Genomic DNA, 16,432 nt, shown 5'->3' on the forward strand with positions numbered 1-16,432 from the left:
GCACCGCTCGGTCGGGCTGGTGGCGGTCCTCGGTCTCTCGATCAGTCGTCGTCGAAGTCGTCGTCGTCGCGGTCGGCCGCGATCATCTCGACGATCGTGTCGACGGTGAGCCAGGGGCCGTTGCTGACCTCGCCGATCTTTTCGCGGTCCTTGAAGACGACGATGCGGTCGCTGAGGCGCACCACCTCCTCCAGCTCGGACGAAATGTAGACGACGGTCACCCCCTCCTTCGCGAGCTGCGCGATGTGCGCCTGGATCTCGACCTTCGACGCCACATCGATCCCGCGCGCCGGCTCGTCGAGCACGAGCAGGCGAGGCCGGGTCGCGAGCCAGCGCGCGAGGACCACCTTCTGCTGGTTGCCTCCGGAGAGGTATTTCACCGGGATGTCCGGATCGGCCGGCGAGATGTTGAGCGCCTCGACGTAGGTGCGCACCAGGGTGTCGGTCTCGGCGGCCGAGAGCGGATGCGCCCACCCGCGCAGGGCCTGCAGGCCGAGCACGAGGTTCTCGCGGAGGGAGAGATCGCCGATGATCCCGTCCTCGCGCCGGTTCTCGCTCGAGTGCGCGATGCGGTGGCGCAGCCCGGAGACCGGGTCGGAGATACGGGCCGGCTCGCCGTCGATCAGCACCTCGCCGGTGTCCGGCTTCTCCACTCCGCTCACCAGCGACGCCAGCTCGGTGCGGCCCGAGCCGCGCAGGCCCGCGAAGCCGACGATCTCGCCGCGGTGCAACTCCAGATCGGTCGGGCCCACGGCGCCGCGGCGGCCGATGCCGTGGGCGCGGTAGATCGCCGGGCCGACGGGCTGGCGCCGGTGCTCGCGGCGGTCGGAGCCGATCTGCCGCAGCGCGTCGATGTCCTTGCCGATCATGGTCGCGATCAGCTCGGCGCGGTCCATGATGTGCGTCGGGTACTCGCCGACGGTGTCCCCATCGCGCAGGACGGTCAGCCGGTCGCTGAGCGTGAGGACCTGCTCGAGGAAATGCGAGACGAAGAGGATCGCGACGCCCTGGTCGCGCAGCCTCCGCAGCACGGTGAAGAGGCGGGCGACGTCGCCGAGGTCCAGGCTCGAGGTGGGCTCGTCGAGCACCAGCACCCGCGGCCGGTCGACCATCGCCCGCCCGATCGCGACCAGCTGGCGGATCGCGGGCGAGAGCGAACGCAGCGGCAGATGCGAGTCGAGGTCCTCCAGGCCCAGCTCCGCGAGCATCTCGGCGGCGCGGGCGTGCGTGCGCGACCACGAGATGCCGAAGCGGCCGCGGACCTCGTGCCCGAGCATCACGTTCTCGCCGATGCTGAGGTTGTCGGTGAGGCGCTCGTCCTGGAACACGGCCGTGATGCCGGCGGCTTTCGCCTCCGCGGGGCCGCTGAAACGCCGTACGACGCCGTCGACGAGGATCTCGCCCGCATCGGGCCGGTGGATGCCGGTGAGCGTCTTGATCAGCGTCGACTTGCCCGCGCCGTTCTCTCCCATCAACCCGTGGATCTCGCCGGGCATCAGCCGCAGGTGCGCGTTCCGCAGAGCGGGACCGGAGGAGAAGGAGACGCGGATGTCGGTCATCTCGACGACGGGTGCCACGGCATTCCGGGTCGTCCTCGATGCGATCGCCACGTGCCGTCCTCGGTTCGTGTGCGGCGCGCCGTCAGGGTTCGACGCGCCAGGGGCTGCCGCCGATGATACGCGAGCGCGTACGGCGGGATCGGACCAGGAGAGTCACGATCGGGGAGTAGCCGTGGAGGAGCGGATCACCAGCTCGGTGGGGATCCGGGTGCGCTGCGGGATCTCCTGGCCGCGGATCCGCGCGTGAATCACCTCGGCGACCGTCGTGCCGAGCTTGTCGAAGTCCTGGCGCACCGTCGTCAGCGGCGGGAGGAAGTGGCGGGCCGTGGGCAGGTCGTCGAAGCCGACGATACTGACGTCCTCGGGGACCCGGATTCCGCGCTCGACAAGGCCGTGGATCACTCCGAGCGCCATCTCGTCGTTCGCGACGACCATCGCGCTGAAATCGGGCACCGAGCTCAGACTCGCGGCGAAGTCGTATCCGGAGTCGGGGGTCCAGTCGCCGATCACGATGGGGCGCTCGTGCATCCCCCACGACTTCGCGCGGCTGTGGAAGGCGCGTTCGCGGGCGCGCGCGTCGAGCCAGTCGAGCGGACCGGAGAGGTGCAGCACGTCGCGGTGGCCGAGGTTGCCGAGGTGGTCGACGGCCTGGAACATCCCGGCCTGCTGGTCGACCGAGACGGTAAGAAAATTCGGATCCTTGTCGCTCTTGACGACGAGCGTCGGCACGCCGATCTCGACGGTGCGCAGTGTCGCGACGGAGGAGGAGCGCGGCGCGATCACGCAGAGCGCGTCGATCCCCAGGCCCATCAGATGGTCGATGGCGTCGGCGGGTGTCATCTCGAGATCGGGACGCAGGGCGATCGAGGTGATCGAGTAGCCCTTCTCGCGGGCGGCGCGCTCGATCGCGCGCAGAGTGCTGGAGGGTCCGTATTCGGCGCCGCTCTCGATCATCACGCCGATCCGGTCGGTGCGTTGCGTGACGAGGGATCGGGCGGCGATGTTGGGCCGGTAGTTGAGCTCGTCGACCGCCTCGAGGACCTTCTGGCGGGTCGACTCCTTGATGTTGGGGTGGCCGCTGAGCACCCGCGAAACGGTCATGTGCGAGACGCCCGCGACCGCCGCGACATGCCGGAGGTTCGGCCGATCGGCCATGAGAGGACCTCCTCCGCTCCCCGGGCGGGTGAGCCGCGCCACCCCGGCACGGACGAGGCGGAGAAGGCTCGGCTGCCGGGGGTGAGAACAGCATAGTCAGGCGCGCCCGACCGCTCGGTGGGCGACTCCTGAGCGGGCGGAGATCGTCGCCGGGCGGCGCGAACCGCGCGGCGGCAGCGCGGCCGGATGCTGCGGATACTGCGGCTGGGCGGCGCGGATAGTGCGGCCGGGTGCTGCGGAGACTGCGGCTGGGCGGCGCGGGCGGGTACTGTCGGGAGCCACATGGCACGCGACAACGAACCGACCGTCACCCTCACCGATCCGCTCGAGGAGCGCCTGCGCGCGCAGGTCGCCCGGGAGGGGGAGCGCGCCGTCGCTCTGCGCTCCGCGGCCCTGCTGACCGGCGGCTACGAGGGCGAGTCCTTCCTCCTCACCGTGGGCGGCGAGCACGCGGAGGGGATCCTCCAGGGCGCTCCCTCCCTCTACTGGCCCGAGCTCTGGGGCGCTCGCGCCCTGCTCTACGTCTGGGACGACTCCGCCGCCGACGCGGTGACCGCCGGACTCGCGAATCCGTCGTGGCGCGTGCGCGAGATGTGCGCCCGCGTCTGCGCGGAGCGGGTGCTGGGCGGGCAGAAGAAGCTCGCCCGGCTGACGACCGACGAGCACCCGCGGGTCCGTGCGGCCGGGGCGCGCGCGCTGGTGGCGGCGGCCGTGGCGGGGATCTCCTCCGGTCGCGACGCCAAGGGCGAGTTCGCGGCGAGCGTCGAGGCCGTGTTGACGGGGATGCTCCGCGACCCTGACCGCGACGTTCGCCGGGCCGCGCAGCAGTCGGCCGACGTGCTGCGGGAGGCGCGCTCGGCCTGAGCGGACGGTCGTTCGTGACGAAGGGCTGCCTCGCGGCTCCGGTGACGGCCGTTCGCGACGAGTCGGCGGGCCGGGGGCTCAGCCGACCAGGTACAGCTCCCGAACCCGCGTCGCGACCCTGACCACTGAGACGCGCTCGGCCAACGCACGACTCTTCGACTCGCCCCGCGAGGTGTCCGGCCGCGCTGGCTCACGCTGTCGAAGCGCTGGGGAGTCACGCAAAGGTCCTCCTGGTGCTCTCGCTCGAGCACGAAGGCCCCGCCACGGCCGTGGAGCTCGCAGAACGCCTGCGGATCAGTCAACCGGTCCGCCCTGAGGGCCCCTGTCGGATCTCTCGTCGCGCTCCTCGCCGCCGGCGCGGAGTAGCAGTGGTCGGTTGCTCGCGGTTAAGCAACCTCGCGAGGGAGGCTCTCACCGTAGCGTCAGATCGTGAACCCTGTGCAGGGGGTCGTCCCTCTGCTTGCCCCGTTTCCGGCGGCGCGAGCTCCGGCTCGCGCAACGGTCAGGGAGCACCGCAGAAGGGGAGGCGCCCTCGGGCCGGGAGTCGCTCACCGATGCGCCCGAGGACGACGGGTGCACTTGTCGAAACGCACAGCTGGAACTCGGCACTGGTCAGCTCAGTCCATGACCCCGTCAGCGCTTTCACGTCCCTCATTCCGGCCAGCCCGGCCTCGCTCGCCTTCGCAGCTGCCTCCTTTCGGCACCAAATCCTGATCGTGTCGTCGGGACGGCTGCGTAACCAGGCCGCTTCCTCCGCGGAGAGCACCGGCGTGAGATCCGTCGGTGCGACAGCTCGGACGGGCTCGATGTCGACACCGATGGACCTCGACGCGACGCCTGCGACGACCGCTCCACTCGCGTGCGCGATACTGACCCGGAGGTGCGGCGCGCTCGAAAACCTCGGCACGCCGTGACTGCCGCCACAGACCGCGCACTCCTGGCGAAGTTCGAGGCGATCCGGGCCCAGACCGAACCACCCTCCGCAGACGCGGGCGAGAAAGTGCGCCGCTTCAAAATCGTCCCGATCCGGCGCACGGAGCATGAGCGCGGCGCGTTCCTGTTCCGCGGTCGAGAGCTGGTGGGCAGACACCAGCGGATCGGCCAGGACGGCGGGTGTCAGGCCCCAGAGGACGATCGCCGCTGCGGCTCCCGTCATCGCTGCGAGACGGCGCTCGACGGCCTGGTCATGGCTGCAGGATCCGATGTAGGCGTCGGCTCACAAGCCAGATTCCTGCGACCGACATCACCATGAAATAACCGATGTGTACCAGTATGCCGGCGTCCGGAATCCCGAGCGTGAGCGCTCGCATTAGCTCGATCGCGTGGTACAGCGGGAGGGCCTGGACGATCGGCTGGACCGGTGCCGGGTAGACGGACAGTGGGAAAAAGCTGGTAGAGAAAAAGAACATCGGGATCAGAGCGGCCGTCACCCAGTCGAGGTGCTGAAAGCTCTTGACGAACGTTGTGACAGCCATGCCTGCTGCGGCAAACCCGAAGGAGACGAGGACGAGCGCGGGCAACGCGGCGAACGCCCATGCCGAGGTGATCAGGCCCATCGCGAGCATGACGAGAAGGAACCCTGCACCGTACGCGGCTCCCCGGATCAGGCTCCAGCAGATCTCGCCGAGGGCGATGTCGAACGGCCGCAGCGGCGTTGCGATCATCGCGTCGTAGAGCTTCGCAAATCGCATTTTGAAGAACACGTTGTACGTCGAGTCGTAGATGGCACCGTTCATCGCGGATGAGGCCAGAAGCGCCGGAGCAACGAAGGCGCCGTACGGTACCGATCGTCCATCCACCTGCACGTCGTCGATGAAGAATCCGAGACCAACTCCAAGTGCGAGGAGGTAGAAGAACGGCTCGAAGAACCCCGAGACGAGCGGCACGATACTCCGGCGTGCAACCCTCATGGAGCGCTCGACGACGGCACCGCTGCGGCCGACGGTCCGTAGTTGCGAGGCGTGGGGGGCGAGACCGTTCATGACACGAGCCTCCGGTAGTAGATCCATCTCGCGACAAGCATGCCGGAGATCAGCACGATGAGCAGGATCGCGACGTGCGCGGCGGCCGGTAGAGCACTGAGGGTGCCCAGAGTGGTCCCTCTTGCGAGTTCGTTCGCATGCCAGAGCGGAGAGAGGGTGATCGCGCCCTGCAGCCAGTCGGGAAAGCGCGAGATCGGGAAGTACGTCCCTGAGAAAAGCGTCATTGGCAGCACGACGATCCGGAACAGGATGTTGAATGCCTCACCGTCGCCCTTGCCTACGATCCAGGCCCCGAAGGCAAGCGACCAGGCGGCGCAACCCGCCCCGAGAAGGACCGCCACGGGTATCATCCACATCCCGTTGAACCCGCCCGCGACGCCAAACAGCGACAGGACGAAGTAGAACGCGACGGCCGAGATGGCAACCCGGAAGGCGATCAAAAGGATCTGGCCGTCGGCCACCTGGCCGGGCGTGACTGGCGTGGCCGTGATGCCCACGAACTCCCTTCCCCATGCGAACCGTGCGAAGGCGGGATAGCTGCCCTCCGTCGTGGCGATCTGCAGCGCCGCGGACGTCAGGAGCGCCGGGGCGATATAAGCGAGGTACGAGGCGCCGCCGAAGGCCTCAGGATCGGAGGTGTCTACCAACGTGCCGAGGCCGAGGCCGACGGCGAGGAGGTAGATGACCGGTGCGCCAATCGCTTCTGAAAGGCTCGCCGCGAACGCGCGGCGCCAGATCAGGAGCAGGTACTCGAATACGGCCCGACGGGGGCGTGGAGAGCGGGGGGCCATCGTTGCCATCACTCGATGAGCGATCGTCCGGTGAGGATGAGGAAGACGTCCTCGAGCCCGGACCGGCGGATGAGTGTAGACAGGGGGCGAACGCCCGCGGCCAGCGCGCTGGCGAGTACGCTCTCGCCGTTCTCCGTGTAGACGAGCAGGCGGTCGGGGAGTACCTCGACACGGTCGCAGAGCCGTAGGACCTCAGGTTCAGCGACCCGCTGTGCTCCGGGCTCGAAACGAAGCTCGAGGACCTCCGGGGTTGAATAGCGGAGTATGAGCTCGGCCGGGGCTCCCTCGGCGATGATTCGCCCCTCATCCATGACAACGAGACGGTCGCACAACTGTTCCGCCTCATCCATGTAGTGCGTCGTCAGCACGAGCGTCACGCCCTGTTGCTTGAGCTGGAAGAGCTTGTCCCACAGAACGTGGCGCGCCTGCGGGTCCAGGCCGGTGGTGGGCTCGTCGAGGAGCAGCAGCTCCGGAGAGTTCATGAGTGATCGCGCGATCGTCAGACGCCGCTTCATTCCGCCGGACAGATCATCGACGCGCGTATCCGCTTTCTCTGCGAGCTGGGCGAAGTCGAGCAGCTCCAGGCTGCGTTTACGGCAGTCGGCGCGCGACATGCCGAAGTAGCGGCCGTAGACGAGCAGGTTCTCGCGCACCGTCAGCTCGGCATCGAGATTGTCCTGCTGCGGCACGACGCCGATGCGCGCGCGGATGGTGACGCCGTCGCGCTCCGGGTCGAGCCCGAGCACGGTGAGCTGGCCGCCGCTGCGGGGAGAGACGCACGCGATCATGCGCATGGTCGACGACTTGCCTGCACCGTTCGCACCCAGCAGCCCGAACGTCTCGCCGCGCGCCACTTCGATGTCGATTCCGCGTACGGCGTGCACAGTCTCAGGCTGAGCGGCGCCCTTTCGTCGTCCGCCTCGGACCGGGTGTGATTTGATCAGCCCGTGGGCACTGACGGCAGCATCGCGCAACAAGAAATTCCCCATTCCCCCAGAGTATCAGTGATGATCTCTCCTCACATTCACGCAACGAACGGACGCTTCTCATGATCGGACGACCCTCGATCCTGATCGTCGGAAGCGGGATATCGGAGGAGTACCGCGGCTACGCGCTTCGCTCCGTCGCCGAGGCATGCGCGGTTGTCCTCCTCGACGACGCGGCGCCGACCTGGCAAAGGCCGCTGATCGCGGGGTCGGCGCAAGCGGACCTGTCTGACGGCCCGTCCGCGGTCCACGCCGCTCTCGCCCTCGCGAGAAGCCACCCGATCGCAGGGGTGTTGAGCTGGGACGAGCGGCGGATCGAGTTGGCGGCCGTCATCGCAGCGGAGCTGGGTCTGCCGCACAGTCCCCCAGAGGCGGTCCGCAACTGCAGAGACAAGTGGAGCGCGCGGCGCCTCTTCGATCGGGCGGGTGTGCCATCCGCCCGGGCGAGGTTAGTCGCGACGCTGGATCAGGCGAGAGCGGCAGCGGCCGCAATCGGCTACCCGGTCGTCCTGAAGCCACGCGCCCTTGCGGGCAGCATCGGCGTCGTCCGCGCAGATACGGAGGACGCCCTCGAAGCTGACTGGGCGTCAGTCGCAGGTGCCACGCTGACGGGTATCGAAGCGTCGGGAGAGGTTCTCGTCGAGGAGTACCTCGACGGTCCGGAATTCAGTGTCGAGTGCCTCAGCCAAGACGGCGCGGTCACGGCGCTGGCCGTCACCCGGAAGTCACTCGGCATGGCGCCCTACTTCGAGGAATTGGGTCACGTAGTCGATGCGGTCGACGCCGCAGGCAAGGAAGAGGCGGCAATCGCGGACGCGGCGACGGACGCAGTCCGTGCGCTCGGGATAACGACGGGCGCGACGCACGTCGAGGTGCGGTTGACCACCTCCGGGCCCAGACTCGTCGAGGTCAACGCGCGGCTCGGGGGCGACCTCATCCCACACCTCGTCCACCTCGCGACCGGGATCGATCTCGTCCGCGCCGCCGCGGATGTCGCGGTCGGCGCTCGTCCGGGCTTGGAGCCGACGAGCGCTCGCTCGGCCGGAATCCGCTTCGTCTACCCGCCCCACGCCGGAGTTGTCCGAGAACTGGGTTCCGCACCTGAGCTGAGCGCCGACCCGCGCTTCTCCCGGCTTGTCTGGATGAGCGATCCTGGCGATCGGGTCGCGCTCCCTCCAGAAGAGTTCGTGGACCGCCTCGGCTTTCTCATCGGAACGGGCGACTCGGCGCAGGCGGTCACGGATTTCCTCGGATCCGCGGAAGCGTTTCTCGAGGTGGACGTGCAACCGCGATCAGGCGCCTAGCGGGAACCACCGCTCCACAACGCGGGCGACGCCCTCGTCGTCGTTCCCGGTCGTGATCTCCATCGCGGCAGCCCGCACATCGTCGTGTGCGTTGCCCATCGCCACAGGGTGCCCAGCCCAGGAAAAGAGCCCGAGATCGTTGGGCATGTCGCCGAACGCCACGGCCGTGCGCGCGTCGATGCCCCATGAGGATGCCAGCGCGTGGACGGCCGCCGCCTTATCGACACCGGCGGCCATGAGCTCGACGAGTCCGAAGTCTGACGACACACTCACCTCAGCGGCGCCGGCGGCCGCGTCGCTGACGACGTCGACCAGCGAGCCGACATCGAGATGACTCCGCACCAGGACCTTCACGACCGGCTCGCTCACCAGTTCTGCACGCGAGCACACAGAGAAGTCCGCATCGCTCCATAGCCCGAGGTCGTGGTCGTCGACGCGGCCGCACTCAGCCCCGGCGCCGACCCGGTGCACGGCCAGGGAAGCGCTCGGGTCCGCTGCCGCCAGCCGTCCGATGATCGAGACCAGCACGTCCGTCTTGAATGGCGTCGAGGCGATGACCGCGCGCGCGTCGAGGTCGAACACGATGCTGCCGTTCGTGCAGACGGCCACGCCGGAGAATCCCGCATCGGTGATTGGATCCAGCCACCACGGTGGGCGGCCGGTCGCGAAGAGGACCCGGCAACCCGCTGCCACAGCCCGCTGTATCGCATCCGTGGTTCGCGGTGATACCCGACCGTCTGAACCGAGCAGTGTTCCATCAACGTCGCACACGATCAGGGGTGGAGCGGCGGGCGACATCACCGCCCCCTGCGCATGGTCGCCGCGATCTCGAGCGTGCGGTAGCCCTGCACGAGGTTGGACCGCATCCACTCAGGTTCGCCGACCAACGTGAACGACTCGACCTGCTCGACGAGAGCGGCCACGAGCTGCCTGATCTCCACGCGCGCGATAGCGGCTCCCAGGCAGTGGTGCGGCCCGTTGCCGAAGCCGAGGTGACGATTACGGGGTCGATCGGGGATGAAACGGTCTGGATCGTCGAAGACGCGTGGATCGCGATTGGCCGCGGGAAGCCATGCCACGACGGCTTCGCCCTTCGCGATAGCGCGATCGCCCACGGAGGTGTCCTCGGTTGCCACGCGCAGCACATGAGCAGCCGGTGACGTCCAGCGGACAACCTCTTCGACCATCGGATCGAGCAGTTCTGGATCGGAGCGGATCCGACCGAGGACGTCCGGGTGAAGGCTCAGGGCGTGGAAGACCCCCGTGACAGCGTGCCTGGTCGTCTCGTTGCCTCCGATCAACACGTTGTCGCAGTTGATGACGACGTCCTCGATCGTCATGCTCGGGTCCTGGAGCATCGCCGAGATCAAGTCGGATCCCGGCTCGCGCAGACGGCGCTCCGCGAGCTCGAAGAAGTACTGCAGGATCGCCATGTGTGCCTCCATCGGGTTCATCCGATTGAAGCTCGGGTCCTGTCCACCGAAAGCATGATTGGTGAGAGCGATGAGACGCTCTCTCTCGCTCGCCGGGGCGCCGAGCACCTCGCACACAACCGCCGCGGGCAAGCGCGGCCCGATGCTGCGCGCGATGTCCACAGGTTCGGAGGCGCGCAAGAGCGCGACGATATCAGCGGTCTCCGTGTCGATGAGGCCGTGCAGCTCCTGAGTGCGCAGGCGGGAGAGGAAGGGGCCCACGAGCGCACGGAGTGCCCTGTGACGGTCGCCGTCAGTGACGACGATCATGCTCCCGCCCGATGTGTCCGGGTGCTCCGCGTCGAACCCGATCATCATCCCGTACTCCGAGGTGAAAGGAGCGCGCGGCGAGAGGACCCGACTGCAGTCCGCGTACGAGAAGACGGACCAGAAGCCGCTCGGCGAGTCGCCGGGATCGCTCCAGATACACGCGTCGTCCATCGCCATCCGCCGCCAGAACTCGACCCGGTCCTTCGTCATGTAGCGGTCGGGCAACGCCAAGTCCTGCGGGGTCACGCGCGAGCTCCCGCGGGAGGCTCGTCACGGAGAGTCGGACCCAGGCCCCGCCAGACGTCGTCGATCCGCGCGGCGCACTCATCCTCGTTACCGAAAGTCCCCTCGTCGAACCAGCCCGGAGGATTCGGACGGTCTGCGAACCAGATCGAGTGGTGTCCCCGCGCGTTCACGACGACCTTGTCAGTTCCGGGGGCGCTCATGACTCCGCTCCGGGACGCGGAGGCACCGCGTCGACCCATTCGGCGATCCGACCGGCGCAGATCGCCGCCGAGTCCCTACCGGAGTCGACCTCGATGTCGTACACGACTCGCCGGTGGACGGATTCGGCCTGGTGCGCAGCCATTCCGAGCGACCGATCACCGCGCGCCCGCTCCCGCTCCGTCGCGATTCCTGGAGCACACCGGACGCCGACCCAGACGATGTCGAGTCCATCGAGATGATCGCGCAATCGCTCCTGCGACTCCGACCCGTCCAGGAACACATCGTCCAAAATGATCCGCGCTCCGGCGCGAGCCATCGCGACAACGCCTGCCATCCACGCCGCTTCGAGCCGGCGGAACCCGCCGCCGAATTCTACGGCGCCGTCATCCCCGTATGAGACGCCCTCATCGGCCCCGTCGAGATGAGGCGGTAAAGCATCCACCAGGGTGTCGATGGAGATGCTCAGGTGCGGTTCGGGCAGAATCTCTTGCAGGCTCCTGGCAATCGAGGTCTTGCCGGAGCTTGACCCGCCGTTCACGACGATGATGTCCGGGGTCACGATGTGCTGCCTCCTTCGGGCAGGACGTGGACGCGATACCGACCGGTGATTGTTGCGATGTCGTCCTCCAGTCCGGCGGCGCTGGAGCCGACCAGAACAAACCGTCCGCTCGCCTCCCACACGCCGGGGTCAGCGCCGACCACGTCGCCGGACTGCGGATATCGCGCCGCGGCGACCGATCGTGGTAGGTCGTCGACACCACTGACGCGGACCACGATGCCGCGGTCCGTTTGCTCGAACGGCGTGTACAACCACCCGGACGCCCGCCCCGGCATCCTTTCGAGCATGGTCACGGGACCAGCGGTCACCTCGCTCGGATCGCCCAGGCAGGCGAGAACCGCCTCCCGTGCCAGGTCGACGCCGTAGGCGAGCTGGATGTGGTCTTGGATACCGGCGCCACCGAAGCGATTCGCGATCTCCAGAAAGACGAACGAACCATCCGGGAGCAGAAATGCTTCTAGATGAAAGACGCTCGACGTCAGCCCGACCGCGTCGAGTACGTCGGCAGCGAAGTGGAGCGCCGCATCCAGCGTGGCGGGATCGTCGATCGTCACGGAGGCGAGAGGGGTGGTGTTGAAGCGGAAATCGAAGCAGCTGGTCACATAGGACGATCCGCAGAGGAAAATGATCTCGCCGTCGCGGACGACTCCATCCAGATGGCAGACGGTTCCGTCGACGAACTCCTCGACCTCGTGGTCGTCTGGGCAGCCGTTGCGCCGCACCTCGTCGAGGAGTTCGGTCGTATCGGCGAAGATGCGCACTCCGAGACTGGCGGCCTGGCTGCGGGGCTTGAGAACTTTCCGGCCTGGGAGCGGCCCTAGGGCATCGGCGAGGTCCTTCGCAGTCGTACCGGCGTCCACCGGCCAGAACCGAGGCGTCACGATACCTGCGCCAGCAACCGCTTGCTTCATCACAACTTTGTCTCGACAAAGTGTGGCGGTCCTCACGCTCGTGCCTGGCACGCCAAAGCGTTCTCGGAGGCGGGCCGCGGGCAGGGTGGTGTGTTCATGAATCCCGACGATTCCATGCGGCGGTCCGAGCTTCGTCGCGAGCGCTGCAACCAACTCAATCATCTGCGGCGACGCGCGATTATACTCGTCGAGATCATCACCCGCGGCCACGTCCAGTTCTCCGATGGCCCGGATGCCGGGGAGGGCGCGCGCGGCGAGTCGGCGGGCACTCTTGGCTCTGAGGAGCACGGAGTAAGCGAAGCGCTCGGGCTCGAGAGTGTGCTCCTCGGCTTCGTAGAGACCGACGAGGACGACGTGAGGCAGTTGCTCCATGTCAGCGGGCCCGTTCGGCGACGACGTAAGGGAACACGGCGTCCTCCTGGCGGGCCAGGGTCTGGATCACTGTGAGGCCTGCCGCCGCGAGGTCTGCGATGTCCAGCAGGATCGGCGTGTGTCCGAGTAGAACCGCTGTTCCACCGAGACGGAGCGTGGCGACCAAACGGGGCAGGATCTCTCGCGCCTGAACCGTCGTCACGACCTCCGAATTCAGGAACCGGATGAAGAGGATGTCTACCGAGCCCTCTGTGGGGACGGGGTTGGCGGCGTCGCCATGATGCGCCTCGTCGAGCAACTCCGCGGAGTAGCTGACCATCTGCCGGCTGAGGTCCTGGCCAATGGTGTAAACGGCGAAAGGGGCGGACGCGGCGAACTCCGACAAGAAGCGACCCGTCGAGCAGGCGGGATCGTAGGCGACCACCGCGCGACCGACCGGTGCCGGGTACCCGGCGAACCTGCTGCGGGTGAACGCACGGATGTGCCGTTCGCCCAGAGCGAGGAAGTCGGCTCGCTCCCGGCTCACCTTCCATCCGTCGGGCGGGCTGCTCTTCTCGGTCCCGGGTGAGGAGTATTTCGGGAAGGGGAAGGTCACCGCGGTCGTGCTCTGCATCGCGTCGTAGATGCGGCGCCGCTCGTCGATGCCGAGCGGCGCGGCGACGAGACGCGCGTCGGAGTCCGAGGTGCGTAGGGAGTGCAATCTTCCGATGATGTTAAACCAGCGGATTCTGCTGCAGAACACCCCCGGCATGTCGTCGTCGACGACGTAGTCCGAGATCGTCTTAATTCCCGCGTACCACTGCCCGTCGACCTCGAAGACGAAGAGGCGCTCTGGGTACTCGAGCAGTGGTTCGTGGAACACGACAAGGCTGTCGCCGCAGCGCCATCGATCGAAGTCTCCCATGGTGAGCTCGTCACGAATGCAGATCTCGTCGGCGACGAACTCGATGGACGGGTCACCCGTGCGGACCCAGGCCCCAGTCGTGTCAGCGCTCACCGTCTACCGCCCCCTCGAGCTCGAAGAGTCCGCGGAGCCCGCGGAGCACTGGACGATCTCCGGCTACTGCGAACGGCCACCCGTACCCGTCGAGCGATTTGCTGATGGCGGACAGCACGCGTGGGTCGGCTTCGGATTGGGCCGCTTGGCGGAGCCAGAGCTCCGGATCGACGTGGCCCGACTCAGTAAGACCGAGCTCGGCGATGATCTGAGCGGCGGAATAGCTGCGCTCGATCACGAGGTGACGACGACCGGTCCGCGTCGGAGGGAACAACGCCTCTTCGACGACCGTGGAGACGTCGACCATGGGTATCTCGCCGCGGAGGACGGGGAACATCCCGTTCTCGAGCGAGAGTCGGAACATCTGCGCGAAGGTGTCGAGCTCGAGGAACTCGCGTTCGGTCGCGTCGTGGCCGTAGACGAGGCCGCAACGGAGGATGTCGACTGCGCAACCGATCGTGGCGAGAACATCGACGACGCTCTCGCTGATCGCCTTCGACTGCGAGTATGGATCATCGATTGCCGACAGTACTGCCGCAGAGAGCGGCTCGAAGCGCTCGCCGACGGAGGCCGCCGAGAGGAAGACGAAGCGTTCGGCGCCCAGACGTGCAGCCGCACGGACGACGTCCGCGGTGCGAGCGACGCTGTCGAGAAGGTGTTCCCTCAGCGGGAGTGCGTGATTGACATTGTATCCGGCATGCACGACCACATCGCAGGTGTCGGCTTCCGCGGTGCCCTCGGCGATGGCGGCTAGTTCGTCGTAGTCGACGACACGGACCGTCGCGAAGTCTTCCGCCGCGCGACCGAGCCTGTCGCTGTGCCTGCGGACCAGGTCGGCACGCGATGTTGTGCTCACGACCGTGATCGCATCGAACTCATCGATGGCGCGCTCGAGGATGCGACCGCCGATGAAGCCACCCGGACCGCTGAGCAGGAGGGTGCGTCTGTCACCGCAGATCCGGGGTCGCTCTATCCCGGCCAAGTCGGCGCGAAGCCGATCGATGTGGAGCTGCGCTTCGCGGAGGACCGCTGTCTCGCTCGCCGCCCCCTCTTGCTCGACATCCGCCGCGATCGCCTCGACGAACGCGCGGATCGTGAAGTCGTAGTTCATGTGGGCGAACGCCTCTCGCACCTCGTCCTCGCCGTAGACGCTGGCGAGTTTCATCTGGAGGCGCACGAGCGACATCGATGTCCCGCCGGCTCGAAAGAGCGAGGTTGCTTCATCGAGCGGGCGCCCGATCACCTCGGTGACGAATGCGGATACCGTCTGCGCCACCGTCGGGACCTGCTCCACTGGAGCATTACCCGCAAGAACCTGTTGGACCACTGCGGCGCGATCGATCTTGCCGTTGTCCGTCAGCGGAAGGGCTGGGATCGAGACGACCCGGTCCGGCATCTCCCAGGGCGCGAGGGTCTCCGAGAGCGAGTTGCGCAGCACTTCCTCGGAGAGCGATGACTGCTCGCGCACGAGCACGAGCTCATCGTCGTTGGCTACGAGCACTGCGGAGCCGGCTGCGGTACGCGCGATCCGGCTCTCCACGTCGACCGGCGAGATTCGGTGGCCGAGCCGTTTGATCTGGTCGTCGATGCGTCCGCGGTAGAAGATCACGCCGTCCACGATTTCGACGTCGTCGCCACTGAAGTACGCGCGCATCCCATCGAGGACCGTGAACGGCCCGCCGTGCTCATCGCCGCCAACGGCGTATCCGAGAGCAACGCCCGGCCCGAGGAGGACCAGCTCGCCCCGGCCGTTCTCGCGCAGCGACCCGTCCACCCGAACCAGGGCGGCGAATCCATCGATCGGTCGTCCGATGGAGGTGCTGAACTGAGAGGACTCGTAGATCGAGAAGCAGACCGTGGCCTCGGTGGGGCCGTAAGCGTTCAGGACGCGGCTGTGTGCGGACGCTTCCTCGAACTCGGCTGCATGCAGCGCTTCGCCCGCGAAGACGACCGTACCGATCCGCTCCCGCGCCGAGCGACCCAGCCTCGCGTACACGGATGGGGGCAGCGTGATCAGGTCGCAGCCGTGCTCTGCGAGGTGACGCTCGACGCTCGGAAGCCACGGGCCTCCGTGATGAGCGGGGACGACGAGTGTCGCTCCGGCTGCAAGGGTGACCAAGATCTCGGCGATCGATGCGTCGAAGGACAGGGAGGCGAACTGCACCACACGATCGCCCGCTCGAAGCCCGAATGCCTCGCGCTGCGACCGGCACAGCGCCCCGATGCCCTCGTGGCCGACATCGACGAGTTTAGGTTGCCCGGTAGAGCCCGACGTGAAGATGGAGTAGGCGACGGCGGATGACGCGACACGTGATGCGGCCTCAGCGGTCTCCGATGCCATCTCGGCGTCCACGAGCGTCCACGGGCCGCGTCCGCGCAGCGTGACTTCTTGCTCGCCGTCGAGGCAGATCACGGACGTGACGTGCGCAGCTGTGAGGGACTCGACGATGCGGGGGGTCGGAGTGTTCGGATTGATCGGCGTGTAGATGCGGCCGGAGCGTAGAACGGCGAGTGCCCAGACGATAGCGTCCGCGGAGTGCTCGCCGACCAGAGCAACGCGTCCGCCCGTCGGTGTCTCGGCGAGCCTGGCCGCCCGGCGGCGGGTCACCTCGTCCAGCTCGCGATAGGTCCACTGCCGCCGCTCGTCCGTCAGCGCCGTCGCATCGGGCCGATCGGTGAGAATACCGTCCAGCAGTTCGGACACAGTCGCGTGCATGAGACCCCCAATTCGCCCCATCCACCGTAGCGAGCACGGGGACGGTA

15 protein-coding genes are annotated in these 16,432 nt (G+C 67.5%); 2 read left to right on the plus strand and 13 right to left on the minus strand.

What is annotated here, in order from left to right:
- Window positions 1-41 precede the first annotated feature (41 nt).
- Together C5D07_RS04170 and C5D07_RS04175 are read right to left on the minus strand one after the other, a co-directional pair.
- Window positions 42-1,559 (minus strand): sugar ABC transporter ATP-binding protein, encoded by a 1,518-nt coding sequence (locus C5D07_RS04170; protein ID WP_068257726.1) that lies wholly within the window; start codon window positions 1,557-1,559, stop codon window positions 42-44.
- Window positions 1,560-1,712: 153 nt separating this feature from the next.
- Window positions 1,713-2,714: a LacI family DNA-binding transcriptional regulator gene (locus tag C5D07_RS04175; protein ID WP_068256366.1), complete on the minus strand. Its 1,002-nt coding sequence runs from the start codon at window positions 2,712-2,714 to the stop codon at window positions 1,713-1,715.
- A gap of 282 nt (window positions 2,715-2,996) precedes the next feature.
- Between C5D07_RS04175 and C5D07_RS04180 the strand changes: the two genes are divergently transcribed.
- Window positions 2,997-3,578: a HEAT repeat domain-containing protein gene (locus tag C5D07_RS04180; RefSeq protein ID WP_068256363.1), complete on the plus strand. Its 582-nt coding sequence runs from the start codon at window positions 2,997-2,999 to the stop codon at window positions 3,576-3,578.
- A gap of 502 nt (window positions 3,579-4,080) precedes the next feature.
- On the opposite strand, the gene C5D07_RS16380 is transcribed toward C5D07_RS04180, so the two are convergent.
- Genes C5D07_RS16380 through C5D07_RS04200 form a run of 4 tightly spaced genes read right to left on the minus strand, consistent with a single transcriptional unit; the run spans window position 4,081 to window position 7,340 of the window.
- On the minus strand, window positions 4,081-4,734 hold the full coding sequence (locus tag C5D07_RS16380) for a 4'-phosphopantetheinyl transferase family protein (RefSeq protein WP_068256360.1): 654 nt from the start codon (window positions 4,732-4,734) through the stop codon (window positions 4,081-4,083).
- Window positions 4,735-4,762: 28 nt separating this feature from the next.
- Entirely contained in the window at window positions 4,763-5,560 is a 798-nt protein-coding gene (locus C5D07_RS04190; protein ID WP_068256357.1) for an ABC transporter permease, read from the minus strand.
- Window positions 5,557-6,360 (minus strand): ABC transporter permease, encoded by an 804-nt coding sequence (locus C5D07_RS04195; protein ID WP_146076689.1) that lies wholly within the window; start codon window positions 6,358-6,360, stop codon window positions 5,557-5,559. Before C5D07_RS04195 ends, C5D07_RS04190 begins: the two co-directional genes overlap by 4 nt.
- Window positions 6,360-7,340 (minus strand): ABC transporter ATP-binding protein, encoded by a 981-nt coding sequence (locus C5D07_RS04200; RefSeq protein ID WP_104258751.1) that lies wholly within the window; start codon window positions 7,338-7,340, stop codon window positions 6,360-6,362. The genes C5D07_RS04195 and C5D07_RS04200 overlap by 1 nt, the downstream gene beginning before the upstream one ends.
- A gap of 59 nt (window positions 7,341-7,399) precedes the next feature.
- Here C5D07_RS04200 and C5D07_RS04205 point away from each other — a divergent pair, with 59 nt between their 5' ends.
- Entirely contained in the window at window positions 7,400-8,641 is a 1,242-nt protein-coding gene (locus C5D07_RS04205; protein ID WP_068256351.1) for an ATP-grasp domain-containing protein, read from the plus strand.
- On the opposite strand, the gene C5D07_RS04210 is transcribed toward C5D07_RS04205, so the two are convergent.
- Genes C5D07_RS04210 through C5D07_RS04240 form a run of 7 tightly spaced genes read right to left on the minus strand, consistent with a single transcriptional unit; the run spans window position 8,630 to window position 16,385 of the window.
- Window positions 8,630-9,439, minus strand: a complete 810-nt coding sequence (locus C5D07_RS04210) for an HAD family hydrolase (protein ID WP_068256348.1) — start codon at window positions 9,437-9,439, stop codon at window positions 8,630-8,632. The genes C5D07_RS04205 and C5D07_RS04210 overlap by 12 nt on opposite strands.
- Window positions 9,439-10,629 carry a cytochrome P450 gene (locus C5D07_RS04215; protein ID WP_211286325.1) on the minus strand — a complete coding sequence of 397 codons (1,191 nt, stop codon included), beginning with the start codon at window positions 10,627-10,629 and terminating at the stop codon, window positions 9,439-9,441. The genes C5D07_RS04210 and C5D07_RS04215 overlap by 1 nt, the downstream gene beginning before the upstream one ends.
- Window positions 10,626-10,868 carry an MbtH family NRPS accessory protein gene (locus C5D07_RS16385; protein WP_373408355.1) on the minus strand — a complete coding sequence of 81 codons (243 nt, stop codon included), beginning with the start codon at window positions 10,866-10,868 and terminating at the stop codon, window positions 10,626-10,628. Before C5D07_RS16385 ends, C5D07_RS04215 begins: the two co-directional genes overlap by 4 nt.
- Window positions 10,826-11,389 (minus strand): chloramphenicol phosphotransferase CPT family protein, encoded by a 564-nt coding sequence (locus tag C5D07_RS04225; protein WP_211286327.1) that lies wholly within the window; start codon window positions 11,387-11,389, stop codon window positions 10,826-10,828. The genes C5D07_RS16385 and C5D07_RS04225 overlap by 43 nt, the downstream gene beginning before the upstream one ends.
- Entirely contained in the window at window positions 11,386-12,672 is a 1,287-nt protein-coding gene (locus tag C5D07_RS04230; protein ID WP_068256342.1) for an ATP-grasp domain-containing protein, read from the minus strand. Before C5D07_RS04230 ends, C5D07_RS04225 begins: the two co-directional genes overlap by 4 nt.
- Before the next feature lies 1 nt (window position 12,673).
- Window positions 12,674-13,669 carry a class I SAM-dependent methyltransferase gene (locus C5D07_RS04235; RefSeq protein WP_104258752.1) on the minus strand — a complete coding sequence of 332 codons (996 nt, stop codon included), beginning with the start codon at window positions 13,667-13,669 and terminating at the stop codon, window positions 12,674-12,676.
- On the minus strand, window positions 13,659-16,385 hold the full coding sequence (locus C5D07_RS04240) for an AMP-binding protein (RefSeq protein ID WP_068256336.1): 2,727 nt from the start codon (window positions 16,383-16,385) through the stop codon (window positions 13,659-13,661). The genes C5D07_RS04235 and C5D07_RS04240 overlap by 11 nt, the downstream gene beginning before the upstream one ends.
- Window positions 16,386-16,432: the final 47 nt, after the last annotated feature.

Origin of the sequence: Rathayibacter tritici, from assembly GCF_002932875.1 — a bacterium.
Lineage (GTDB): Bacteria > Actinomycetota > Actinomycetes > Actinomycetales > Microbacteriaceae > Rathayibacter > Rathayibacter tritici.